Source organism: Verrucomicrobium spinosum DSM 4136 = JCM 18804 (genome assembly GCF_000172155.1).
In the GTDB taxonomy this organism is placed as follows: Bacteria; Verrucomicrobiota; Verrucomicrobiia; order Verrucomicrobiales; family Verrucomicrobiaceae; genus Verrucomicrobium; species Verrucomicrobium spinosum.
Genome location: NZ_ABIZ01000001.1, coordinates 2,802,115 through 2,825,950, shown reverse-complemented (window position 1 = coordinate 2,825,950; position 23,836 = coordinate 2,802,115). Strand labels below are relative to the sequence as shown.

Here is a 23,836-nt window from a genome sequence, read left to right as displayed (position 1 = left end):
CAATACCCTTCCACATCCCGTTGCTCCTCATCATGCTGGCCCCCAGCGCCGCACGCTTCCGACATCTTCACTATGCCTGGATTCCGCAAGCCCCACCCCGTCCTGATTCCAGCCCTGCTCTGCGCGGCCGCCTCATCGTGGGCGGCGGCACCCCTGGACTTCAACCGGGACATCCAGCCAATCCTCTCGGAGAACTGCTACCACTGCCACGGGCCGGACAAGGCAGAGCGTAAGGGAGGCCTGCGACTGGACGAGGAAGCCGCCGCCAAGGCCCTGGTGGATGGGCACATTGCGATCCGCCCTGGCGACAGCAGTCAGAGCACCGCGATCCAGCGGATCTTTTCCAACGATCCTGAGGAGGTCATGCCCACGCCCAAGAGCAATCGGAAGCTCACCACGGCCCAGAAGGACCTGCTGAAGCGCTGGGTGGAGGAAGGTGCCCCCTGGGGCAAGCACTGGGCCTTTGTGAAGCCCGTGAAGGCTACCGTCCCTGTGCTGCCCCCCGACATTACCTATGGAAACACCATTGATGCCTTCGTCATCGACCGACTGAAACGAGAGAACCTTGCCCTCAGCACTCAAGCCAGCAGGGAGACCCTGATTCGCCGGGTGACGCTGGATCTCACGGGTCTGCCTCCCACAACAGAGGAATTGACCGCCTACCTCGCCAACGCCTCCCCCCAAGCTTATGAGCGTGTGGTGGACCGTCTGCTGAAGTCGCCCCGGTTTGGCGAGCGCATGGCCTGGGACTGGATGGATGCGGCACGGTATGCGGACAGCAATGGCTATCAGGGCGATCCCGAACGCACCATGTGGCCCTGGAGGGACTGGGTGGTGCAGGCCTTCAATGCCAACATGCCGTACGACCAGTTCACCGTCTGGCAGATGGCGGGCGATTTGTTGCCTGGGGCCAGCCCGGAGCAGAAGCTGGCCACCGGGTTCCACCGGAATCATATGATGAATGGCGAAGGCGGCCGCATCCCAGAGGAGACCCGGGTGGAGAATGTGATGGATCGCGTGGACACTACAGCCACTGTCTGGCTGGGGCTGACTCTGGCCTGCGCGAAATGCCACGACCACAAGTTCGATCCCCTCACCCAGCGGGAGTACTACGCACTCTACGACTTCTTCAATCAGACCTCCGAGGATGGAGCGATCCGCGGTGGCAAGGCCGCGCCAGCTATGGACATGTCCACCCCCGCCGAGCTGGAACGGGTGAAGAAGGCGGAGGCTCGGGTCTCTGCCGTTGCGGCGGAGGTGGAGGCCCATGAGCTCAGGAAATTCCCCCGGGCTGAAGGCGCACCGCTTCTCGAGACCGATGCCGCCAAGCTGCCCGGGAATCTTCCCGCCACGCTGGCGAAGGTGCCCCCGGTCAAACGCGGCGTGGACGGCCTGCTCGAAGCGGTGGCTCACTTCAAAAATGAAGGCTCCGATCCGGAGTATGTGAAGGCACTGGAGAAGCTCCTTTCCGCGAACCGGGAACGGACCGCCGCCGCCAATGGCGTGACCAAGGTGATGATCATGGACACGCTGGCGCAGCCCCGGCAGACCTCCATCCTGGCAAAAGGCGCGTACGATAAACCCACCGACCAGGTCCAGGCGGGCACCCCCGCCATCCTCCCTGCTCTGCTCACCTCCGGAGGCACCGGCCCCACCCGGCTGGATCTGGCAAAATGGCTCGTCTCCCCAGACCATCCCCTCACCGCCCGGGTCACAGTGAACCGTTTCTGGCAGAGCTTCTTCGGCGTGGGCCTGGTGAAGTCCACAGAGGACTTTGGCGTTCAGGGAGCCAAGCCCTCCCACCCGGAGTTGCTGGACTGGCTGGCCGTCGATTTCATCGAATCGGGCTGGGATGTGAAGGCACTCTGCAAACAGATCGTGATGAGCCGCACCTACCGGCAGTCCTCCCGCGTCACGCCGGAGTTGCAGGAGCGGGATCCCGAGAACCGCCTCCTGGCCCGCGCCTCACGGCATCGGCTCCCCTCCTGGATGATCCGCGATCAGGCCCTCTTTGCGGCCGGGCTGCTCACTGAAACCCAGGGAGGTCCGCCAGTTCGCCCTTACCAGCCAGAGGGCATCTGGGAGGAGGCCACATTTGGCAAGATCAGCTACAAGCAGGATCATGGCGATGCCCTCTACCGGCGCAGTCTCTATATCTTCTGGCGGCGCATCGTCGGACCTACGATGTTCTTCGACAATGCCGCGAGGCAGACCTGTGATGTGAGATCTCTCCGGACCAACACGCCCCTGCATGCTCTAACCACTCTGAACGACATCACCTACGTAGAGGCCGCCCGGGCCATGGCGCAGAGGGTACTCCAGGCCCCGGCACCTCCTGACGACCGCGTCAAACTAGGCCTCGCCTTCCAGTGGGCAACCGCGCGAGCGCCGACAGCGGAGGAGTTTGACATCCTACTGGGACGACTGGACTACCTGCGCACGCAGTTTCAGGAAACCCCTGCAGATGCCGCAAAACTGCTGGCCGTGGGAGAGTCCCCACGCGACAAGAGCCTTCCTGAAATCGAACACGCCGCGTGGACCGCCCTGTGCCAGCTCTTATTGAATCTGGACGAGACGATCACGCGGGAGTGATTGAGTCGAGTTGAACCGTCCGCTACTTCCTCCTTCTGCGTGCCAGCATGAAGCAGAAGCCCACCAGCACCAGCATCATGCGGCCAGGCTCCGGCACAACGGTAATCGTCCCGTCAGCATAAAGCTTGGTGAGGTCCCAGGAGTAGCCGCTCCCTACTAGGACTGAGTCAAAGCTTGACCCAATGACAAAGGCTTCTTGTGACCCATCCGCAAAGGTTATGGCCGACCAATCAATCAGTTTCCAGGTATCGCCATAGTTCCAGCTTGCCAAGGCATTGGGGTTGGCGATGTTGAGTGTCACCCCTGTCGCCACGCTCAAACGTCCTTCAAGTACCAGGGTATCACCCTCGTTCAGCCCGCCCGAGCCAGCGGTCGTCAGGTCAAACTCCAACGAGCTGCCCGTCTCAAAGACCAACGCCCCGCTGCCCATGGTGCTCACGGTCAAGGAAGCCCCCTGAGCGGTGGCAAGCGTGGAGTCACCCACCGCCAGCTTGCCGCCAGACTGGATCGCGATCGATTTGCCAGCATCCAGGTGAATCGATCCGGAGCCTCCCAGCACGGCTCCCGACGCCACATTGTACGCCCCAGCCTTCCCATAATAGTCCTCGCCCGGGTCACCATGAGTACCGTTCACCAGCAGCGTACCTGCGTTCACGTTGGTATCGCCGAAGTAGTAGTTGGAACCTTCCACCTTCAGCGTCTTGCCAGCTCCCGTTTTAGTGATCCCGGCGGAGCCATTGATGGCGTCCACATTCTTGAGCACCCCACTGACGAAATTGAGCTCATTGATGACGTCCACATCTTCACCGATGGAATTGCCATGCATGTCGAGCGTCCCTCCGTCCAGGGTCAGCCGGCTTGTGCCTGTGCCGCCGCCATCCTGGATCTTCACGTTGGAGTGAAAAACCCCGCCTGTGATATTGAGATGACCATTGGTGGAGTCGCCTGACGCGATGATGATGCTGTTACCGATCACTGAGGAGACCGTGAACTCGCCGCCGCTGACATTCAACTGGCCGGTCACCGTGCCACCAGCCGTCCGGCTGGCAAGGAGGATCTGATTGGCCGTGAAGATGCCCTGGCTAAAGCTCACCACACCCGTTGCGCCGCCCGTGCTGGCCCGCGTACGACGACCGATCGTCAGTACGTTTGCACGCACCGTAACGTCATGTCCCGTGAGATTGAGAGTCCCCCCGATGGTTGCCCCGGTATCCACCTCGCCAGCCACACCCACGTTGATGTTGACGGCGGACCCCGGCGTTTTCCCCTCAATGAGAGCAGTGCCGGATGCGCCTCCAAAGGTCAAAAGAGCATTGGACGTCTTGCCACGTCCCACGTCCAGCACACTGGTGCGGATGATGTTGGTACCCGCACCCAGATACATCTGGGCATTGGCCCCGGCGTTGTTCTGGTCACTGTTGCCCACGCTCACCAGGTTGGCCTCAATCGTGTTGCTGGTGTTGGAAAGCCGCAAGATAGCGTTGTTCTTTGATTCGTAGGCCACTCGCAACGCACTGACTGTTGCTGAGAAGGAGCCCAGGTCCCGCAGGTCCAACTCCGAGGTATTTTCCCCGTTGTTCTGGTCAATGTTCTGGATCCCCACAGAAAGGGTCCCGGTACTGTTGTTCACGACGAGAGAGCCTGCACCGTTGATAGTCGCCTTGGTGGTACTCGTGTTCACGTAAGGATCAGCGACGGTCCCGGAACCCACGCCTACTTTGAGACTGTCAATCCCCGTGATCGTCAGCGTCTTGCCGGCAGCGATGGTCAGCGTGTTGAACGTGGCGGTATTGCTGCGGAAGCGGAGGCTTGAGATCGACTGATCTTCGTTCACCTGCAACACACCTACATTGCCCGCATCACCGATCACCACAGCCCCGTTTGTGGGGAGGGCGTTGACGCCTGTGACCACGAGGGTCCCTTGTTTGATGTTCGTACCCCCTGTGTAGGTGCTCTGACCCGACAGAGTCACTGTTCCTGTGGTGGTCTTGTTTACGGCCACATTGCCCGCCAGCCTTGCGCTCACCATGCCGTTCAACAGCTCAAAGCTGGTGGTGCTGGTGAGAAGAGATGCCGAAGTGCCTGTGATTGAACCGTTGGTGAGAGTCACCTTGCCCACCGTGTCGGTGTAAGCGCTCACATCCAGGACGGCCGTCGCGCCGTTGACCAGCACATCTCCTGTCCCCAGAGCGTTATTGGCTCCAAGCCGGAGTGTGCCATTGAGCACAGTGGTCAGGCCGGAGTAGGTGTTGACTCCTGAAAGCGACTGGACACCAGTGCCCGTTTTGATCAGAGACATACCGCCTGTCCCATCTTCAATGACACCGGCAAAGCTCCCGTCCTCGTTGCCCACGCCGAGCACCAATGTGGTGGCTGTAACGGCTTCGTTGGTGACTGTGCCACCTCCGTTCAGACCATCGATGGATTCCGCCTTACCGTTCAGGTCCAGTTTGCCACCGGCTTCTACCGTCACGTCGGCAGCATCAGCGATCTGATTGCCGTTCAGTAGCCGCACCGTGCCGCCGGATTGGACCAGCAGGTCATCAGAAATGGAGGCCACTCCGTCTGTCTTACCAAGCAGGAGAGCACCGCCGTTGACAGTGAACAAGCCAGAGAAGGTGCTGGAATGTGTGCCGGAGAACGTCAGCGAACCTGCCCCCGTTTTGGTGACTGTGGAGCCCGAGACACTCAAACCCAGAGTCAGCGATCCGCCAGCATCGACATTCAGGATCGGTGCAGCGTTTGCGAGGACCAGACGGGTGTTGAGCACCACCGGGCCCGGTCCATTTACCGTGATGGCGTTCTGGCCATTGAGCTGCAACTGGTTCAGCGCATCTGACAAGGTGACCGCCGTGACGTCATTGAAAGTCAGCGAACCGATGCTCATGTTGGCTCCCAAGACCATGGGCACGTTCTGATTTGCCGCCCCCGTGGCGGAGAAGATCACGTTGGTGTTGATACCTGGTACCAGCGGTGTGTCCGCACCGGTATCCGTCACCCAGTTGCTCTGCGTTGTGCCGTTGGAGACTGCCCAGACATGGCCCAACGTCCCCCCCCCTCCTGTGAAGCCGCCCTTCCAGTAGGCGACGGCCAGCTCCGCAGCCGCTGCAAGGTGCACCGTCACTGCGGTGTCCGTCTTGCTGATGCCTCCGGTGCCCTGGGTCGTATCCACCCTGAACCCCGTCATATTGTACACCAGACCCAGATTGTAGGTGCCCGCATTGAGGCCGCTGCCAGCCGTGATCACGTTGTACGCACCTGCCGCATACGGATTGCCAGAGACCCCAAAGAGGTCAACCGTCACCGTCGCCCCTGTGGTCGTGGCCCCGCCGGCTCCCACGACGATCGAGTTACCGAGCTCCACACCGATCCGGCTGTTGTTTGCCAGGGTCAGGCCTGCCACAGTGAGGTTGTTTCCGATGGCCCCGCTCTGGTAGTGGAACGTCGCCCCGCTGGCAACGGTCAGCCGGGACGTACCGGAGAGACCGTTCTTGTGGGTCACCTTGAGGGTTCCGGCGTTGACAGCCGTGGCACCCGTATAGGTGTTGGCACCATTGAGGACCCATGCACCCGTACCGCTCTTGGTAAGGGGGAGCGCCACCGTTGTGCCATTCTCAATGAGGGCGTTGATGACTCCACTGCCCGGACCGTCCAGTGCCAAAGTACGGCTGGTATCGCTGGCGCGCAGTCTGGCGGCATTGATGATCAACGTACCTGCTTGGGAGAAATAGGTCGAACCGCCATTTCCTGCCGTGAGGCTGATGTCGCCCGTCACGTTGAGGGTATTCACCCCAGATGCGTTGTACAAAACACCCGCAGTCGCACCGCTGTTGCCAGCACCGGATGTGCGCATGGCCGCAATGGTCACATTCACCCCGCCTTCGAACCAAAGGGTCGGATTCCGGCTCTGCCCAGAGTCTCCACTCAGTTCCACCGTATTCGTCACCGCGCCAAGCGCCTTGCTGGAAAGCACCTTGAGCACCCCTTGATCCACCTTCACCAGACCGGTGAAAGTGTTGGTTCCAGAAACAGAGACCGTGCCGGCCCCCTCCTTGCGAAAGCCCGACGCCCCGGCGAGGTTGGCGGAAACACTGCCATTCCGCACGGTGTAGGCTCCACCCGCCGTCAGCAGGCCCGTCCCGGTGATGTCACCGTTGTCCAGAGTCACAGCCCCCACAGAATCATCGAACGCACCCAGCGCCAATACTCCTCCTCCGGTGATCGTCACGGCCCCAGTGTTAACGATTTGATCCGAGGCAAGCATCTGCACGGTGCCTCCGTTGATCGTCAGCGCCCCACCAATAGCATTGGTCCCGGCGGTCTTATTGAGAGCCAGCACACCTCCCAACACCGTTGTCAGTCCAGTATGCGTGTTGGCCGTGGCCCCCAACAGTGTCAGGGTCCCGGCACCTGTCTTGGTCAGGCCAAGCGTGCCAGTGCTGCCATTGCGAAGGAGCCCCTCAAAGGAACTGCTGGCCCCACCAAATCCTACCGCCAGCACTGAGGCCACCGAGCCGGAAGCGTTTTCCACTGTCCCCACCCCATTGAGACCACCGATGGTGTCACTGAACCCGTTCAAGGAGAGCAGTCCACCCACGTTGAGAGTAACGATGGAGCTGTCTGCGATCTGATCAGAAGCGCGCCAGAGGACGCGGTCCGAACCGGTCCCGTCACCAGCCGCGAGGTTTCCGGTAATGGCGTTTTGGCCTGCCGTTTTACTCAGCTCCACCGTACCTGCCGTGACCGATACTGCACCTGTGTACTCATTCGCCTCGGCACCACTCAATATCAGCGTGCCAGCGCCTGACTTGTTGAATCCCGCTGAGCCCGTCAGCACACCGGAAAGGGTCAATGCCGTGGTGCTGTTGACAGTGATGATGGGGGCGGCATTCGCCAGATTCAATCTGACGGCCAGATTGGTCGCACCCGCGCCTGCATTGGTGGTGATCGCGTTGCTCTTTGTGAGGGTGAGTAGATACCGGGCATCCGTGAGGTTCGCCGCGCCGGTGCTCTGGACGGTGATGCTCCCCACAGACATGTCTGCGCCAAGAGACATGCTCGTGGCATCGCCACCCGTTGCCGAAATAAAGACATCCGTGGTGGCACCGGGCACCACCGCTGTGGTAGCCCCTGCAGCATCCGCACCCCAGTTGCTCGTCGCGCCCGTCGAGACGGCCCATTCACCGGTGTTTCCGGTGACGCGCCCCCCCACCCACCAAGCCTGGGTAAGAGCAGTTGCTCCAGTGATCGCAGCGGTGATGGCAGTATCCGTCTTCGCGTTCAGCGTCGCGCCGAAATTGGTGTTGTTGTACACACGCAACGAGTAGTTGGCCCCATTCAGACCACCGCCAGAAGACTGTAGCAGGGGCGTGTTGCCCGGCAACGAACCCAGCGAGGGGTTTCCGAACAGCCTCAATTCCACATTTCCCGCAGTGAGCGCGCCCACTGCCCCGCTGTTAATGGTGCCACCAACTTCCACACCCACGATGCTCCCATCACGCAGATCAAGATTCTGGCTGGCACCTTGGGCCAAGTTCATCGAGCCGCCCGATCCCGACAAGAAATAGAACGCGCCACCGGATTCCACCACCAAGCGGGTGGACTGGCTCAGAACAGTGGCCGAGGTCGCCTGAAGGACGCCTGCTTTCACCGTGGTTGTCCCCGTATGGGTGCTGGTCGCTGTCAAAATGGTGCGACCAGTGCCCATTTGCTCCAGATTTCCGCCCGCACCCGCAAAGACGTTATTCACCGTCATGGCGTTGGACCGATTGAAAGCAACCGTCGCAGCATTGGCCATTGTCACTTGACCAGAACCCAGGACACCGGTGATCCCGCCCGATCCGACCTGCAATCTGGCACCACTGGTGAGTGATGTCCCGCCAGTGTAGGTGTTTACGCCTTCCAGCACCACGATGTCTCCCGTGGTGCCAGTGATGGTGAGCCCGGTCTGGCCACCATTCACCTCGCCCACATTCTGCAGGCGGCCATTCTTAAAGTTCAACGTCGTGATCCGATTCACCGCATCGCCGAAGTTACGGCCCTTCAAATCGAAGATGCCACCCGTCATATTGATGGTGCTGACGGCCCCCGTGCCACCGCCATGCTGGATGTCCACATTGGAGACCAGGGTGCCTCCGCTCAGGTTGATGATACCTTCCGCAGTGCCCGTGCCGGTGGTCCCCAATCGAGTACCCAGAATGACGCTCCCACCAGCATTCACGGTGAAAACGCCACCCGCCACGTTCAGAATACCGGTAGCCTTGCCTCCGGTGCCTGCAGCATCCTGCTGCCGGATTCCCATGGACAGGTTGTTGACGGTGAAGGTACCGCTGTCAAAGGAGATGGTGCCCGTGGCTCCGTTACCTCCATTACCACTCCGGCGCCCCATGATGATATCGCCCGCGGTGACCGTAGCCACGTGACCTCTCAAATCCAGCAACCCCACCAGGTTTGCTGCTGTAGAATCCGAAGCACTGGCGAGAACAAAGTTCGCAGCGGAGCCTGCGGTCTTCCCTCCGATCGTCACGGTTCCAGGGCTACCTGCCGTTTGCGATGCGAAACGGAGGGTGGCATCACCTTTCGAGATGCCGAGGTTGATTGTGGTGGCCTGGATCGCGTTGGTCCCGCTCCCCAGCACCATGATGCCAGCGGCGGCATTCTGCCCGCCCGTGTTGGAAATCTGAATGATGTTGGCCGTGATGTCGTTGGCCGTATTGGAGAGATTGAGAGTGCCCTGATTCAACTTGCCCCACGCCACGCGCAGTTCATTCACATTGGCCGTGAAGGAAGCCAAGCCAGTCATGTCCAGCGTCGTCTGATTGAGGACGGCATCAGCGGCCGTGGGCATCCCCACTTCAAAGTTCCCAGAGGTATTGTTGACTTGAAGCGCCCCTGGGCCCGTGATGGTCACATGGGTGCGAGCATTGTCCACCGTCCCGATGTTACTGGCATTGTAACTACCAACCCCCACTTTCAAGCTGTTGGCACCGTTGACGACCAAGGTGTTGCCAGAGTTGATCTGGAGAGTGTGAAACAGCGTGGCACTGTTCTGCTGAAACCTGAGGGAGGAAATTGTAAACGTTCCCGAAGCATCCATGATGCTCGTCACCGTGCCAGCTGCGGTGCCGGTACCAGCTGTATCGAAAATAACGGCCTGCGCTGCTTGCGTCGCATTGTCGGACCAGTTGGTCAGAGTCGTCCAGAGATTGTCGCCATTCTCGTCATCCCAAGTGGCCGCGGAAGCTGTCCCCGCGACAGCAAGGCATCCCAACGCAATCCACTTCAGGCATAGATGCGCCGTGGAAAGAGCCTGCACCGGCGAACCGGTTCCAGCGACGACAAGGGAGCGCAAACGGCTCAGTGCGACGATCATAGGAGAGATGAGGGGGATTTAGTGGTGCCATCGGCACCAGATGCTGCGGCAATCGGGTGCGGATCGCACCAGAGAGTTCTTTGCTTAGTGACCATTTTTGGCCCCGATGCAACCCTGCACCATTCTTTTTCCGTGAAAATAACCCATCCACCGAAACGAAATAATGCACCCATAGGCACCCGCCTGCTAACCAGCTAAAGATTCAGCTTAGACAAGTTTTCTCCGCCTCCTCACCGTCAAGATCCACCCCAATCCCACCAGCACCAGCACCATGCGACCGGGCTCGGGAGCGATCGAGATGGAGCCATCAAGATAGAGACGGCTCAGGTCCCATTCTTTCCCAGTGCCCAGAAGGATGGTGGTAAAGGTGTTGCCAAGCACGAAGGACCCGCTGGCAGGAGGAGAGCTGAGACCACTCCAGTCGAAGAGCTGCCACGAGTCCCCTGCCACCCAGTTTGTAAGGGACGTCGGGTTGGCCACCTGCAGGGTCACCGTGCCCACCATCTCCAGCTGAGAGGAGCCCGCTGCCCCGAAGGATAGCTTGTCCCCTGCATTCCAGGTGCCGGTTCCCGCACCCAGGAGGTCGAACTCCACAGTGCTGCCAGAATTCAGGACCAGAGCCCCGCCCCCGCTGGTCGTGATGGTCAGCGTGCCCGCTTGCGAGGTGGCCAGAGAGTTGTCACCAACCACCAACCGCCCATTCACCACCACATCCTGGCCAGAAGCCGGCGTGATGTGCCCCGTTCCACCGAGCACGGCTCCGCTTGCGACTGTGTATTGTGAACCGCCGGTGTGGTCACCATTCACCAGATACATCCCTTCGTTCACCTGCGTGCCGCCAGTGTAGGAACTCGTTCCTGTGAGCTTGAGCCTGCCGACCGTGCTCTTCACCAGATTGCCGCCCGCGTCGAGCTCTCCCAGAGAGGCCAGGGTGCCAGAACGAACATTGAAGGTGATTGAGTTCGCCGCTGCTCCGCCGATGCTTCCGCCCGTCACATCCAGTGTCCCGCCATCGAGCGTGACCGTCGCTGTGCCGCGATTTAGGGTATCATCCGCATGCGTGATATTTCCCTGCACCGTGAAGGTTCCACCTGTGAGCTGTAGAAGCCCCGTGGCCGAGAGATTGGCATTGGTGGAACCACTCGTTCCAATGGTCGCCAACTCGACGTTGCCCCCCACATCAAACGTGCCGCCAGCCATCGACAGAGTGCCGCTGCCAAACGTAACGGCGGAGGTTTGGGCTCCCGCTATGTAGCCGATGAGGACATTTCCTGAAACTGAAACCTGGTTCCCGGCATCGTTGCCCAGGATGAGTGACCCGGTGGATGAGCCCGTTGTGGCTCCGCTTCCGCCGCTCTTCCACCCGATGGTCAGCGAGCTGAGATCCGCCACCAACTTGCCTCCGGTCATGTCCAGAAAGCTCACCGTGGCGGCCCCGGTATTGACGGCGCTGTAGCCCACGTAGAGCGCAGCCTTCGCGCCAGCCCCCACACCGCGAATCTCCAGACTGCCACCCGACCGGATCGTGGCCTGACCGCTCCCCTTGCGATATCCCACATAGAGCAGCGGCGTGTTCACGACATTGTTCCCCTCCCCGAACTGCAACTTGTGGATCCCTCCCACGCTCGCCGACTGGGCGTCCGCAAGAATGAAACTGCTGGTCGCGGTGAAGTCGTTGTTCGTGGCCAGATAGACCTCCGTACTTGATGGGCTGACGGAGGATGGGGTGGCAAGACCGTCAAGAGAGGGGGCTTGGGGCACACCGTCGCTCACACCCGTGGATGTATGAACCCCGAGCCGTACCCGCCCGACATTGACGTTGAACTGCTGGGAACCCCGCAGGTCCATGATGCCCACGCCGGAGGCATAAGAGTACGCTTGGGCGTTCACCACCACTCCAACATCGAGCACATCTGCCGAGTTTCCACTCCCCACACTGAGCGTCCCTCCAGAAGTGCCATAGTAGAGCGAACCGCTGTTGTTGAAGCCAACCTGTAAATTTCCGGTGACAGTATTGGTCAAACCTCCGAAATCCAACCGGCCTACGTTCACCTGGATGTTCTTGATGGAAAGGCCCTGAGTGAGCACCATCCGACCACCCCCCGCCTTCATCAGCGTCGCTTGAGCAGTACCCGTGAGGGCAGACGAGATCGTCAACTCCGGGTCGGCATTCGAGCTGTTGTTCACCACAAACAACCGGAACTCGTTCCCAAGATCGAGGGTCCCTCCCGAGATTGCCGCCGCCAGATTGTTTCCAGTGCCGAGGAAACCAACGTGACTCCTCAATTGAAGCGTTCTCCCGGTATCGATTTCCACGCTGGAGGCAGAGGCCGTCGCCCCACCACCCAGGAGCAGAGCATAATTGACCAGATCCGATGCCAACACCTTGACCGAGGCATCGCCAGCCAGTGACAAGTCCAGGTTTCCAGAAATAGCCAACGTTCCGTTCTGGATTTTGACCGCTGCGCTGTCGAGCGCCCCGTCCCCCTTCAGTTTCAATATCCCACCATTGATGGTGGTGACACCGCTGTAGGTATTGTCACCCTCCAGTACCCAGGTACCCGCCCCAGACTTCTCCAGGGCGGTGACTCCGCCTTCCGTCGCATTGCTGATGCCGCCCCTGAGGGTGTTGTCGGCAGTGCTGGTACCATTTAGAACGATCGTCCTGGCACCAAGACCAACAAATTCAAGCGCCTGCTGCCAAACCACCGCACCTGACCCCGAGGCACCCAAAGTCACCGTGCCAGTAGTGCCCATAAGGCGCAGCACCTTGTCCGTGGTCTCACCGGTGCCTGCATAAGTTAGCCCGGCCGCGAGAGCCCCGCTGCCAACGTGGATAACTCCCTGCGTGCCCAGGTTGGAATCGCTGGGGACGCCTGCCATGCCAATCTTCTGCACCTGCACAGTCCCTTCCAGAATCGAGGTGACGCCAGTATAGTTGTTTGCACCAGAGAGGGTCAGTGTCCCGGCTCCCATCTTGTTAAGCACCCCGGTGCCGCTGATGTTGCCCGAGAAAGACGTGGCATTGGACCGATGAAACTCCAGGATGGACTGGTTGATGACATCTCCCACGATGCTCCCACTGGTGCTTCCAGCTCCTATCCGGAGCGTGCCTTCCTGGATCGTCGTTCCTCCCGTATAGGTATTCGTTCCGGAAAGAACCAACATCTGCGCCCCGGCCTTGACGATGCCACCATTCTGTATGATGACCTCGATCGTGGCGTCACTCAGAGGCGATACAGGCACGGCCTGCCCGGCAACCGTGACGGTCCTAACTCCGCCTCCCAGATCAAGGTATCCGCTATCTGGTGCCACCAGGCCACGATGACCGCTGCCGGAAATCAGGACATCCCGGGCCGTGTTGGGGCTCAGGTCACTCCCGCCTCGATTGTTGTGCAGGTAGATGTCCCCCATAACTTTCAGCACCCCGCCAGCTCCCGTTTTCACACCAACGTCATTGGTACCGGTGAAACTCTGCAGCACCAGGCCTCCGATGGTTTCCTTAAACCCGTTCAGATCCAATAGAGATCCATTGTACTGGCGGCTGGCCACCGTGACCACCGCACTGTCGCTGATCTGGTCATCCGCCAGGAGTTTCAAGATGGTGGGATTCAGCCCGGAGCTGTTGCCGCCCGTCCCCTCCACCAGCACGTTCCCCACCCCGGTGACCGCACCTCCCGTGGTACCCAGCTCCATCGTCCCACCGCGAACCATCAGGCCGGAGTAGGCCGTGGCGATGTCACCTGTCAGGGTAAGCCTGCCCTTCCCCGATTTCGTAAGGACATAGTCGCCCAATATACCCACCCCCTCCAGCACAGCGGTGCGGGACTCCGCCACGTCAAACGTCGCGTTCTGGGCCAGGGACAGCAATCCTCCACGCAGTGTGACTGCCCCATCTTCAAACTTCAATCCGCCAATGCTGAGCACCCCACTCAGGTCCACCATCCCAGCATCTCCCGTACCTGCACTGAACACCGCCACACTGCCCGACAACCATGCGACGGTATCTGAGGTTCCATCAGCGCTGGTCGTCCACCATGCATTCGCCGCATCGTTGCCCCAAATGAAGCCAGTGCCGTCAGTCCCTGCACTGGCCCCATTGGTGTCCCAATAGTATGCGGTCTGCGCCACTCCGGGTCGCGCTCCAACCAACAGGCATACGATCAACACCCACAAAGTCAACGCACGAATGCCCGGCTTGAACGAGAGGTTGAGACGCTGCTTCACAGCAGGTTATTGGAACAACATTCATGCCATGCCATCCAGGCACCGGGCCACCACCGTCACCACATGCTGTAGTATTGTGACCCGGCATCTGGACAACCATCCGTTCGATGAAATTGCACGACTCGTGCTACACGCCCGCACTTGCCCGCGGCCGCCGACGGCGCATCCCCCAGGCAGCACAGGCCGCAATGATCAACACGATACGGCCCGGCTCCGGCACTGTCGTGACAATGAGAATGCCATGGTTGGTGAACAACGAGGTGTCCCATGCGAGCCCGGACCCCAAGGTGGGCAGGAGCAGATTGCTCCCCAGCTCGCCCCCCACCCGATAGTTCCCACCGGCATTGAAACCCGTTCCGTTCACGCTGGACCAGTCAATGAGATTGAAGACATCTCCTGCCTTGGCGATGCTCAGATAGTTGAGATCCACCAGGGAAATGGAACCCGCCCCCAGCCCGCCACCCGAAAGGTCCATCTGGCCGTTGATCTCCAGATGATCGTGCATGTCGAGGCCGATCGTGCCGGACAGTTCGCTTGCGCCCGGGAGTGCCAGCAACGCAGCACTGTAGGCGCTCGTATTGGTCACGTCTGACAAGCCGCTGACCCAGTGGGTGGCCTTGGAGATCTGGAACTCCAGCGTACCGCCAGCATTCAGCACCAGTCCGCCGTCCATGAAGAGAGTGCCCAATGAAGATCCGCCAGCATCCCCGGGGGCAATCTTGCCGCCGCTGTTGACAGTGTGAACCACTCCCGAACGTGCCTGCACCACCCCGGTGCCGGAAAGCACCCCGCCGTTGTTCACGGACAAAGCCCCCGTGCCAGTGCGGCCCACGGCATCGGCCGAGACCCGCGTCCCCACGCCACCACGCCCCACCTGCACATTTCCCGTCTCCACCACCGTGGTGCCGGTGTAGGTGTTCAACTGCGTCAGCACAGCGGTCCCTGCCCCTGCCTTCACAAGATTAAGCCGGTTCGAGTAAACAGCCGCAGAAGCGGAGCTGTACCATTCCGGCGTGACCCCGTCCTGGAAGAGGACGTCCCAGTCAGTGTTTGCCGTCTGCACGACTCTCAACGTGCCTTCATCATTGGCGGCGTTCTCCACATAGATCTTGTTGGTGCCGGCATTACCCGTCACCCGAGCCTTGAGATCACCAATGGACACTGTCTTTCCACCCAGTTGGAGGGCACTGTTGTAGCCCAGTTCCACCTTGTTCACCGCCGTCAGCGCCAGATTGTTGCCCATGCGGATGAAGTGCTCCTGCAAGTTGTTCAGGGTGGCATTACCGGTCGTCAGCGTGCCCGTCCAGGCTGTCTGGCCATTCGCGCTGGAATTGTCACCGTTGATCAGGAAGGTCACTTTGGCACCGTTGGTTCCCGCACCAGACAGGTTCACATCCGTAAACAAATTACCCGCCCCGCTGAAGTGCCCATTGAAGATGATGTTGCGGTAAGCACCCGCCACGTCCGAGCTCTGTAAATCACCTGCCGTCGGCACCAACTGCAAATTGGTGGTCTGATCGAAGAACACCAGATGAGCATCCCCGTTCAGGGTGATGTCGCCTTCAAAGAAGAAAGAATCCTGGTTGCGCCCTGTGCCCACCGGACCAGCCCCGATGTTGCGGACCTGGGTTCCTGCATTGGCACGCACCACAATGTCTTGAATCACCCGATACTGCGTGGTGAACCCCTGGTTCGCGTACAGCAGCAACGTGGCTTCACCACTCGCAGAGGTAGGACTTCCCAGTGTGATGGTGTTGCCGGAGCCAAATGGCAGCCCTTGGGTGCAACCGTTGACCCGTCCCGACTGGATATCGAGGTTACCGGTAAAGTTGACGTTGTTTTGATAGAGAAACAAGGTGCCACTACCGGTCTTCACAAGGTTCCCGGATCCTGTCAGGAAACCCTCGGTAGCGTTAAGCCGCAGCACCCCGCTGACATCGAGGATGCCGCCTTTGGCTGTGACGGTGAGCACGCCGTCAATGTTTCCGTCAGTATGCGAGGCCGTCGTTCCGAGGGTGCCACCATCGAGCGTGATCCACTCCTTGGTTCCGGCTGTGCTCGCTGTCATCTGCACATCCAGCCTTGCCCCTTCCTCCACCAGCGTTCCGTCTATCGAGGAATCATTGCTCCCCAGAATGCCAGAGTCCGCCGTGCTACCAATGGTCACCTGCAGCGTACCAGCTTTTACCGTCGTCAGACCATAGTAGGCGTTCCACGTCTGGCTGGAGATGGGAGTGGTGTCAAACGTGGTCGGGATGGCGGTGGCGTTCGTCAGGATGAGCCGCCCCAGACCTTCCTTGATCAGATCGCCTACGCCAGGATTGGCAGACATCTGGTTTGAGGAAAGGTTGCCTGCTAGCACATTGTCCTCAGAGCGTACCGCACCGCTGATGGTCAAGGTGGTACCGGCGGCGACGAGGTCAATGTATCCGCCGTTGCCACCCAGCGTGAGCGTCCGGGTGCCAAAGCTGATGCTGCTGAGGCTCGTGGCAGGATTGGTGTTGTTGGCGAAGCGCAGACGGCCGCCATTGAGAAACACCGAACCCGTACCGAGTGAAGTCACCGCAGGCACTCTCAGGGTCCCCACTTCCCACTGACCCGTGGCAGTGTTCATACCGCCGCCGCTGACATAAGTGTTGCCGGTGTAGAGATTGGTTGCTTGCGTCAGATGGGTCGTGCCCGGCCCCGCTACGACGAGATTGACCTTGGTGATGTCCGTGTACTCCAGCCAGTCATCATGGTTCTCCGTGTAGTCCACGATCGTAGAGCTGATCGTGAAATCACCCTGGGTGTTGTAGTTGTGAATGATCAGATCCCGCGCGGTGGGCTCCACAGCCGCCGTCATGCTGTTGACCGGCACTGCATTGGTGAAATAAGCGCTCAGTTGGGCGGACGTGAGATAGCCTCCCGAGATGCCAGTGTTCGTGGCTCCTACGGAGTTCGAAATCAAGATGGCCCCGCCGTCGAGAACCGACGCCCCCGGGCCATCCCAGTCATCGGCCGCATGAGTCGAGCCCACTACGAGACGAGTGCTGCTCCCCAGAGTGATGACGCTGCCGCCTGAATCGCTGGCGGCGAACCGGATGGCACGAGCTCCGACGAAGTCGCTGAAGGAATCCTCCGTGCTGTCCAGGTTTCCAGTCAGAGTCCCCGTGAAGCCGTTGGCCCCGCCAAATGCATCGTCCGTGAGGTAGCCGGTGCTCGCGACGAAACCGTTGGCAACCTGAGGCGTCACGTAGTTGTCCCACTGGGCCACGTTCCACGCCCCCTGACCGCCGTTGGCGTTGTAAAGGTTCGCCGAGTTCGCCACTGCACCAGCCGCGTCAACAAAACGCGTGTTGCCGCCCTCCACCAGGAACGCCGCAAAGTCCACGAACTCCTGCCCGCCCCCATTTTTGTACTTGAAGGTGGTGTACGGGATGATGGTGTTCAACCCCAGGCCACGAACACCGGATCCCGTCGCGGCACCGTCCGGGGCATTCTGCGAGTAGTAGAAATTCGCCGAGCCGTCCACTGTAGTGTCGGCATAGAGATTCAGGGTCGCACCGGCGAACCGATCCGGAGCGCGCCAGTACCAATCGGGATTTTCCACGTAGATGGTGTTACCGCCGACGAGAATCGGGATGTACCGCTGCAGGGCCACTCCCGTGCTGCTGACATTGGCCAGGCCCAGATGCAGGTTGAGTGTCTTCTCCTCACCGGGCTTGATGACGATGCTGGAGTTGCCGGAACGCAGCGTGAGCGCACCCCGGAGATACTCCGAGTTGGTGGTGCTGGCAGAGCCCTCGTTTACCAACCGGAGCTCCCCACCCGCCAGAGTGAGCTGGTAGGGATTGTTCTGGTAGGTGGTGCCCCCGCTCACATGGGAGAAGGACTCAGCCTTCCCGGCATAGTCGAGCACGAGCGCCCCCCCAAGCACATTGATCCCCCCGTTGACATCAGAACTGGCTGTTCCTCCTTTGAGAATGGCGGTGCCGCGCCCAACCTTGGTGATCGCGCCAACGGCACTGTCCAGCTTGAATCCCACCCCATCCGTGAAGCTGGTGATAAACTCTGAGGTCCCGCCTGCGGCCTGATAGAGCCGCGCCTCGCCAAAGTTCTGCGTCTTGCTGAGCGTGTCCTGCACGACGATCCGGGGGTAGCTGACGGTGAAGGTGGCTGCTGCCGTGATGGCACTGGTGAGCGGAGCACTCAGCGTTACCACTTTCGTTCCGGCGTCGATAGCGGTGATGACGGTGCCTGGCCGAATGCCCGTGCCTGTTACCGCCATACCCACCTGAAGGTTGGTCACATCAGCCAGGGTGACCGTGTTGCCCAGGTTGTAGAAGGAGATCGTCACATTGTTCCCCACTCCAGACGTGGCATTCACCGCAGCCGTCAGGGTGACGATGCCCGTGTCATAGTCCACATGCGAGATCTTGGTGCCAGCTAGAATGCCAGTCCCCTCCACCAGCATGCCCCGGCTGAGCCCGGACACATCTGCCAGGGTGATGGTGACACTCCCCGCCGCGGACGCTGCCGAGGTCAGACGTGTGCCAGTCAGATTCGTCCACCCAGTCGCCTTGCTCTTGGAGTCCTGGGCCGTGTTCATCCCGAAGGTGAATGTGGTCGCTCCATTGCTGTGGCCAAATGTCACGGTGCCCGAGGTATTCTCGCCCCCCATGATCGCGGTGGAGTTCGAGGAATAGGCCGCCGCAGTATTCCCATAGACAAAGCTGTTTGTGCGGTAGGCAGAGCCCGCCTCCCCCAGCAGGATGGCGCTGATGGTTCCTGCACGGTCCCTGTTGACCGAGTTGCCATCATTCTGGCGGAAGAAAGTCCGGCTGAAGTTCGTGCCATCCACCCCAAAACCCTTGTTAAAGTGGAGATACCCGGACGTGAGGTCCACATAGGCGTTGGTCTTGGTCGCGTCCTCTATAAACACGTTGAACTTGTTGTGCGTCAAGGTGTTCGACGTCGCCGAAGCGCTCGTGTAGCCCGTGAAACGCAGCACCAGTTTCTCATGCGTGGCAAGCGCGGCCCTGCCATCGATGTCCGAAAGAGACCCGTTCAGGACAAAGTTGCCGTTGATCGAACGCACGCTGGGGGTCGTCGCAATGGATGTTGAAGTCTGCTCGTTTTGGATGATGACAGTGCGCCCCGCATCCAGCGAGGTGTACACAGAAGGATTGGCCGCCCCAACGCCAGTGATATCGCCATTGATGATCAAGTTGGACAACTGCCGCACGGTGAAGGTGAGCGTTCCGTATTCTCCCGCCTCTGATGTGCTTTCCAGCCTGATGTCGCCGTTCCAGGAGTCAGACTTGTTGCCCCCGGCGTAGAACGCCCCGGCACGGAAACTGAAGTCCTTGCGCAGCGCATCATCTGTGGATGACCCCACGTTGATGCCGTTCATGATCAGGAATGTGGCGTAGTTGATCATGCTGTTTCCCGCTCCGCTCTGACCCAGCGCCGTGTCAGTGTACACCCAGAGTTCATTCAATGCGTGCGTGGTGACGCCGGTGTAGGTGTTCCACCCCCAGACGTGCGCCTGCCCTCCCCCCGTCTTCGTCAGGCCACCCGTGCCGGTAATCTTGCTGTAAAAATGAGCGGTATTGGTCACATCCAGATATATAAGAGCTTCACGACTCCCAAAATCCAGAGTGCCTCCACGAATGGTCGCCGTTCCATACCCGCCGCCAGCCGGCACCGCCGTGGCGGCCAGGCCACCGTTGAAGAACATCATTCCCGATCCCCCGGTGACCCCGGCATGGACATCGTCCCCCGCCCAGTCTCCCAGGTGGACCACATTGTTCCCTGCGATCCTTATGTTCGTGAATGCCGTGAGAGTCGCCGTGACGGGTGACTCCTGCCACCACGAGTTGAAGGCGATATGACCCGCCAGCTTGTTGTCAGTGACCCCAATCCGGATTGCCAGCGGACTTGATGTCCCCCCCGCAGTCCCGGTGATCTTCACGTTGTCATCTCCCAAGATTGCGGGTGTGCCACCGGTGAGATTGCTCGCAGCAATGACACGGGTGGCGGAACCCGTGCCTATTTCCCGGAACTCAGTGCTGTCCAAGGGGCGCACGTAGTTCACCCCGTTCACCGTCTCCACGGTCATCAAGCGCGTCCCAAACCGGTTAGTGACCGAGTTTTCCAGCATGTTGCCATAGGCACCGATGAGCACCTTCTTATTGAAACCGCTGCTGCCGTTCCCACCCACGAGCCATTCGGAGGGCAGATTGTTGAGGATGATCTTGGTAAGGGTCGTGGCCGCCGCAGGCGCAGTGGTGCTGTAGTAGCTGTAGCCATTGGGAGCTGCTCCCGTGGCAAACTCCGTGAAGGCCACCGTGCCGCCGACACCCCGGGTGTAGTTGTCCATCTCCAGGGTCAACACATTTGCCAGGATGCTCGTGGCATTCCCGCCAGCGGAGTGGTCGAAGCGAACCACGTTGTGCCCGTTCTGTACCGAAAGCGTGCCAATCTTCTCCTGCGTATTCGTTCCTGCCGTGTTGTTGCGGCGAATCACAAGCCCGTTGGTGCCAAAGTTTTGGGCCAGCAACACCGTCGCGGTGTCGAGAATGCGGTCGTTGTTGTTGGAGGTGGAGTTTTCCAGCACGAGGGTGCCACGGACAATCCGAATCGTTGCTGCATCCAGGGAGCCTTGAGCGCCTCCCAGGGCCAAGAACCCAGCTGCTGCCACAACATCGCCTGTGAACGTGCTGGCCCCGTTAAGAGTCAGTGTCCCGCTCCCGGTCTTAACGAGAGAGACAATGCCTGCGCCATCCTCGATGATCCCATCAAACGCGATTACGGAGGACGAGCCATCCCCCACTGCCAGGATGGAGGTCGAGTCAGCCACGGAGTTGGTCACCTTGCCCGAGCCAAGCAACTGGCTGACACCCTCGCTGTTGCCGTTCAGGTCGAGCGTGCCAAAGGCATTCACCGTGACGATGCTGCCCAAAGCAATCTGGTCCCGATAGTTTGTCGCGAAGGTGCTCCCCATTCCCGCAAAGGTCCCACCGATCTGGACAATCCCGGAATTGGCCACCACCGATCCTCCAATGTTCAACGCGGCCGTAACAGCCCGAACCGCTGACGAACTGGCTTTTGCCAGCACCACCGTTCCCTGCTGGGCATTCAGGAGATTCAGTGCATTGTTCGCTGTGCCTGTGATCAGCAATTTGCCGGCCCCTGTCTTGGTCAGCGTGCCCGCCCCTATGACTCCATCCAACTGCAAACTCCCTGCTGCGTCCAGAACACTCACATTGAGGGCCGTAGATAGTGTCAGCGTATTGCGGATGAAATCCAGGGCCGTTCCTTGTTTTGTGAGGGCGTTGCCTCCCACCTTGTTAAAGGTGATGGTCGAACCGGTCAGTTCGAAGCCCCCCGCATCCTCCGCGGTCAGGTCGCCCAAGGTCAGATCCCCCAGAATCACCGCATTGGCGACGTTGATTTGGTACGCCCCCGCGTGAGCCACGTCGATCACGCCCGCCACAGAGGCAGAGGGCACACCGCCGCTCCAGTTTGGGATGGCATTAAAACTCGACCCGGGTGCCCCCACCCACACCGACTGCGAATGGACGGCAGGGCCTGACGCCATAAGGATCAAACCAGCCGCCAAACCTTTCCATGTGGCTGGGGAAAGGCGAGAGGCCCCAAGTGCTGAACAGAAGAAGGTCCGGATCATGAACTCGTTAATTTTTCTTTGGGATTTTCTGAAATGACCGACTAAACCGAAACATCTGACCACATCACGGGCGATAGATGGAAAGGCGGGTGGTGACGGGATCGACCAGCAGGGTGTAGTAGTTGGTCACTGCGGCCGGTGGCCGGGCCGCGTCCGTCTCAGGCACTACGGCGAGATGCCACTTGGACTCGGAGTCGAGGCTGGTGGTCTCCGGGTACAAGACAAACGACCGATACTCCTCAGACAGCGGCACGAATGGCTCGTAGCCATTTGCAGTCTTCATGACAGTTTCCACAGTCGCTGCGGCATTCTGACTTGCTGGGCGGGTGGCCATGCCCAGCAAGGTGGACATCTGGGCATTTTCCGACATGGCTGTTCCCTCAGGCAGCACCACCATGGCCTGCCGCACGACCGCCAGGGGACGGGCCAGCGCGGCGGTACCCGTGCGCGGGTCCGTTTCACCAGGCTGGAAATACTCCAGCATCAATCCACCCCTGAAGAAGCCGCCCACAGGAGCCCCGTACAGGGAGTCCTCGGAAGAAGGCACTCTATAGAATCGCACCTCTACAGGGCGCCCCTGGCCATAAGCCCGGCTCTGCGCCTCGGAGAGGAAGCCCGCCATCTTGTCCCCCGCCTGAGTGAGCTTGGATGCCCCCAGCGTCCCCATCAACCCCGGCATGACCAGGGCCAGCAGCAGCGCAACCACTGCCACGACAACCATCAGTTCGATCAACGTGAAGCCCTGGGCGGGCTTGCGAAGATCGCGGCACTTGACGACAAAATGTGATTTCATCATAACCTTGGGAGATTTGAAGAGACGGACGCAGTTCCCTCGAATGCCTGCCGTCAGGTTCCTGTCCCGCCCCCCCACTTGGAAGACCGGATGGGGACCGTTGCCGTGAACACACGAAAGTTGACCTTCCGGTCCACCAGGAGGCCGCTGAGTTTCTCCATGTCCGCGGCATAACGCTCGGCATTGCGGAACAAGGAGGATTGCGACAGTTCATGCTCAAGCGGCGGGTTGGACCCCGCCTCAAGCTGCAGGTTGATCGCGGATCCTTCATCCATTGCCACCAGCGTCACCATCACCAGCGGTGGCAGCTGATAGTCCGTGGAAAGCTGGGGCCGGTTTGGCAGGGTGCCCCCATACTGGCTGTCATAGGTGTAGGCTGGGGCAATGCTCGTGGCGGACACCTTGGCGGATGCCGCATCACTGGGAGAGAGCTGCGGTGAGATCACCAACATGAGGATGTTGTTGGCAATGGCCCGGCTGCGCAGCGGAGCATTCTGGTCAAAGTCGCCGTACCAGGTTCCAGATCCCGTTTTGAGGGAGGGGTCGTACACCCGGTTCCGCTCCGTGGGAGACCGGTACTCATACATACGGTAGCGGTAGGACGGTGGCTTGCCCAGAGCGGTCAGGTAGTCCGGGCGCAAAGCAGAGTCGTCACCAAACTTGATGTAGAACCCACAGCCATTGAGTGAAGTGGGCAACCGGTAGTCCTTGGAGTCCCCCAGCGGTGCCTGGAAGAAGACAGCATGGCCTGGCGACGAGGCTTCCGCGAGCCCGGTGAGCCGTGGGGATGAACCGGAGGATGAAAGCCCGGAAACGAACTGCAATTCTGAGTAACGCACATATCCCGAGGGTGCTTCATTGGCCCCCTTGCCGGGCGGCAGCAGAGGGTTGCTGCTGCCGTCATAACGGTAGCACAGATAAGGATTTAGATCCGCCTGGCTGAGCGCATGCGTGATGCGGTCAAACGCACGCCTCGCTTCGCGGAAGGAGGACACCTTGGCGGTGCTCTGACGCCACGCCCGCTGGACATGTTCAAGCATCGATGAAATTACCAAGAGCAAAATGGCCAGCACGCTGAACGAGACCAGCAACTCGACCAGGGTGAAACCCTGGGAACGGCCAGAGGCGCGCGACTTGAATGAGATGGGGGTCGGCATGGTGGTGGAGGCGGGGGCGGATC

General features: G+C 60.2%; 6 protein-coding genes. 1 reads left to right on the top strand and 5 read right to left on the bottom strand.

The genetic code is table 11. The features are described 5' to 3' along the window. Positions 1-72: 72 nt before the first annotated feature. Positions 73-2,592 (top strand): PSD1 and planctomycete cytochrome C domain-containing protein, encoded by a 2,520-nt coding sequence (locus VSP_RS11420; protein ID WP_009960726.1) that lies wholly within the window; start codon positions 73-75, stop codon positions 2,590-2,592. Positions 2,593-2,614: 22 nt separating this feature from the next. Here the strand turns inward: VSP_RS11420 and VSP_RS11415 are convergent, their stop codons facing one another. From VSP_RS11415 to vccC, 5 genes are all read right to left on the bottom strand, one after another. Continuing rightward, positions 2,615-9,964, bottom strand: coding sequence for an autotransporter-associated beta strand repeat-containing protein (locus tag VSP_RS11415; RefSeq protein ID WP_009960725.1), 7,350 nt, complete (start codon positions 9,962-9,964; stop codon positions 2,615-2,617). 207 nt (positions 9,965-10,171) lie between these two features. Continuing rightward, complete coding sequence (locus VSP_RS11410) at positions 10,172-14,191, bottom strand: beta strand repeat-containing protein (protein ID WP_009960723.1); 4,020 nt, start codon at positions 14,189-14,191, stop codon at positions 10,172-10,174. A gap of 127 nt (positions 14,192-14,318) precedes the next feature. Then, positions 14,319-21,776, bottom strand: a complete 7,458-nt coding sequence (locus VSP_RS11405) for a beta strand repeat-containing protein (protein WP_009960722.1) — start codon at positions 21,774-21,776, stop codon at positions 14,319-14,321. A gap of 151 nt (positions 21,777-21,927) precedes the next feature. Next, positions 21,928-22,659, bottom strand: coding sequence for a Verru_Chthon cassette protein D (gene vccD, locus VSP_RS39280; protein WP_009960721.1), 732 nt, complete (start codon positions 22,657-22,659; stop codon positions 21,928-21,930). A 50-nt stretch (positions 22,660-22,709) separates the two neighbouring features. Beyond that, positions 22,710-23,813 carry a Verru_Chthon cassette protein C gene (gene vccC, locus VSP_RS11395; protein ID WP_009960720.1) on the bottom strand — a complete coding sequence of 368 codons (1,104 nt, stop codon included), beginning with the start codon at positions 23,811-23,813 and terminating at the stop codon, positions 22,710-22,712. Positions 23,814-23,836: the final 23 nt, after the last annotated feature.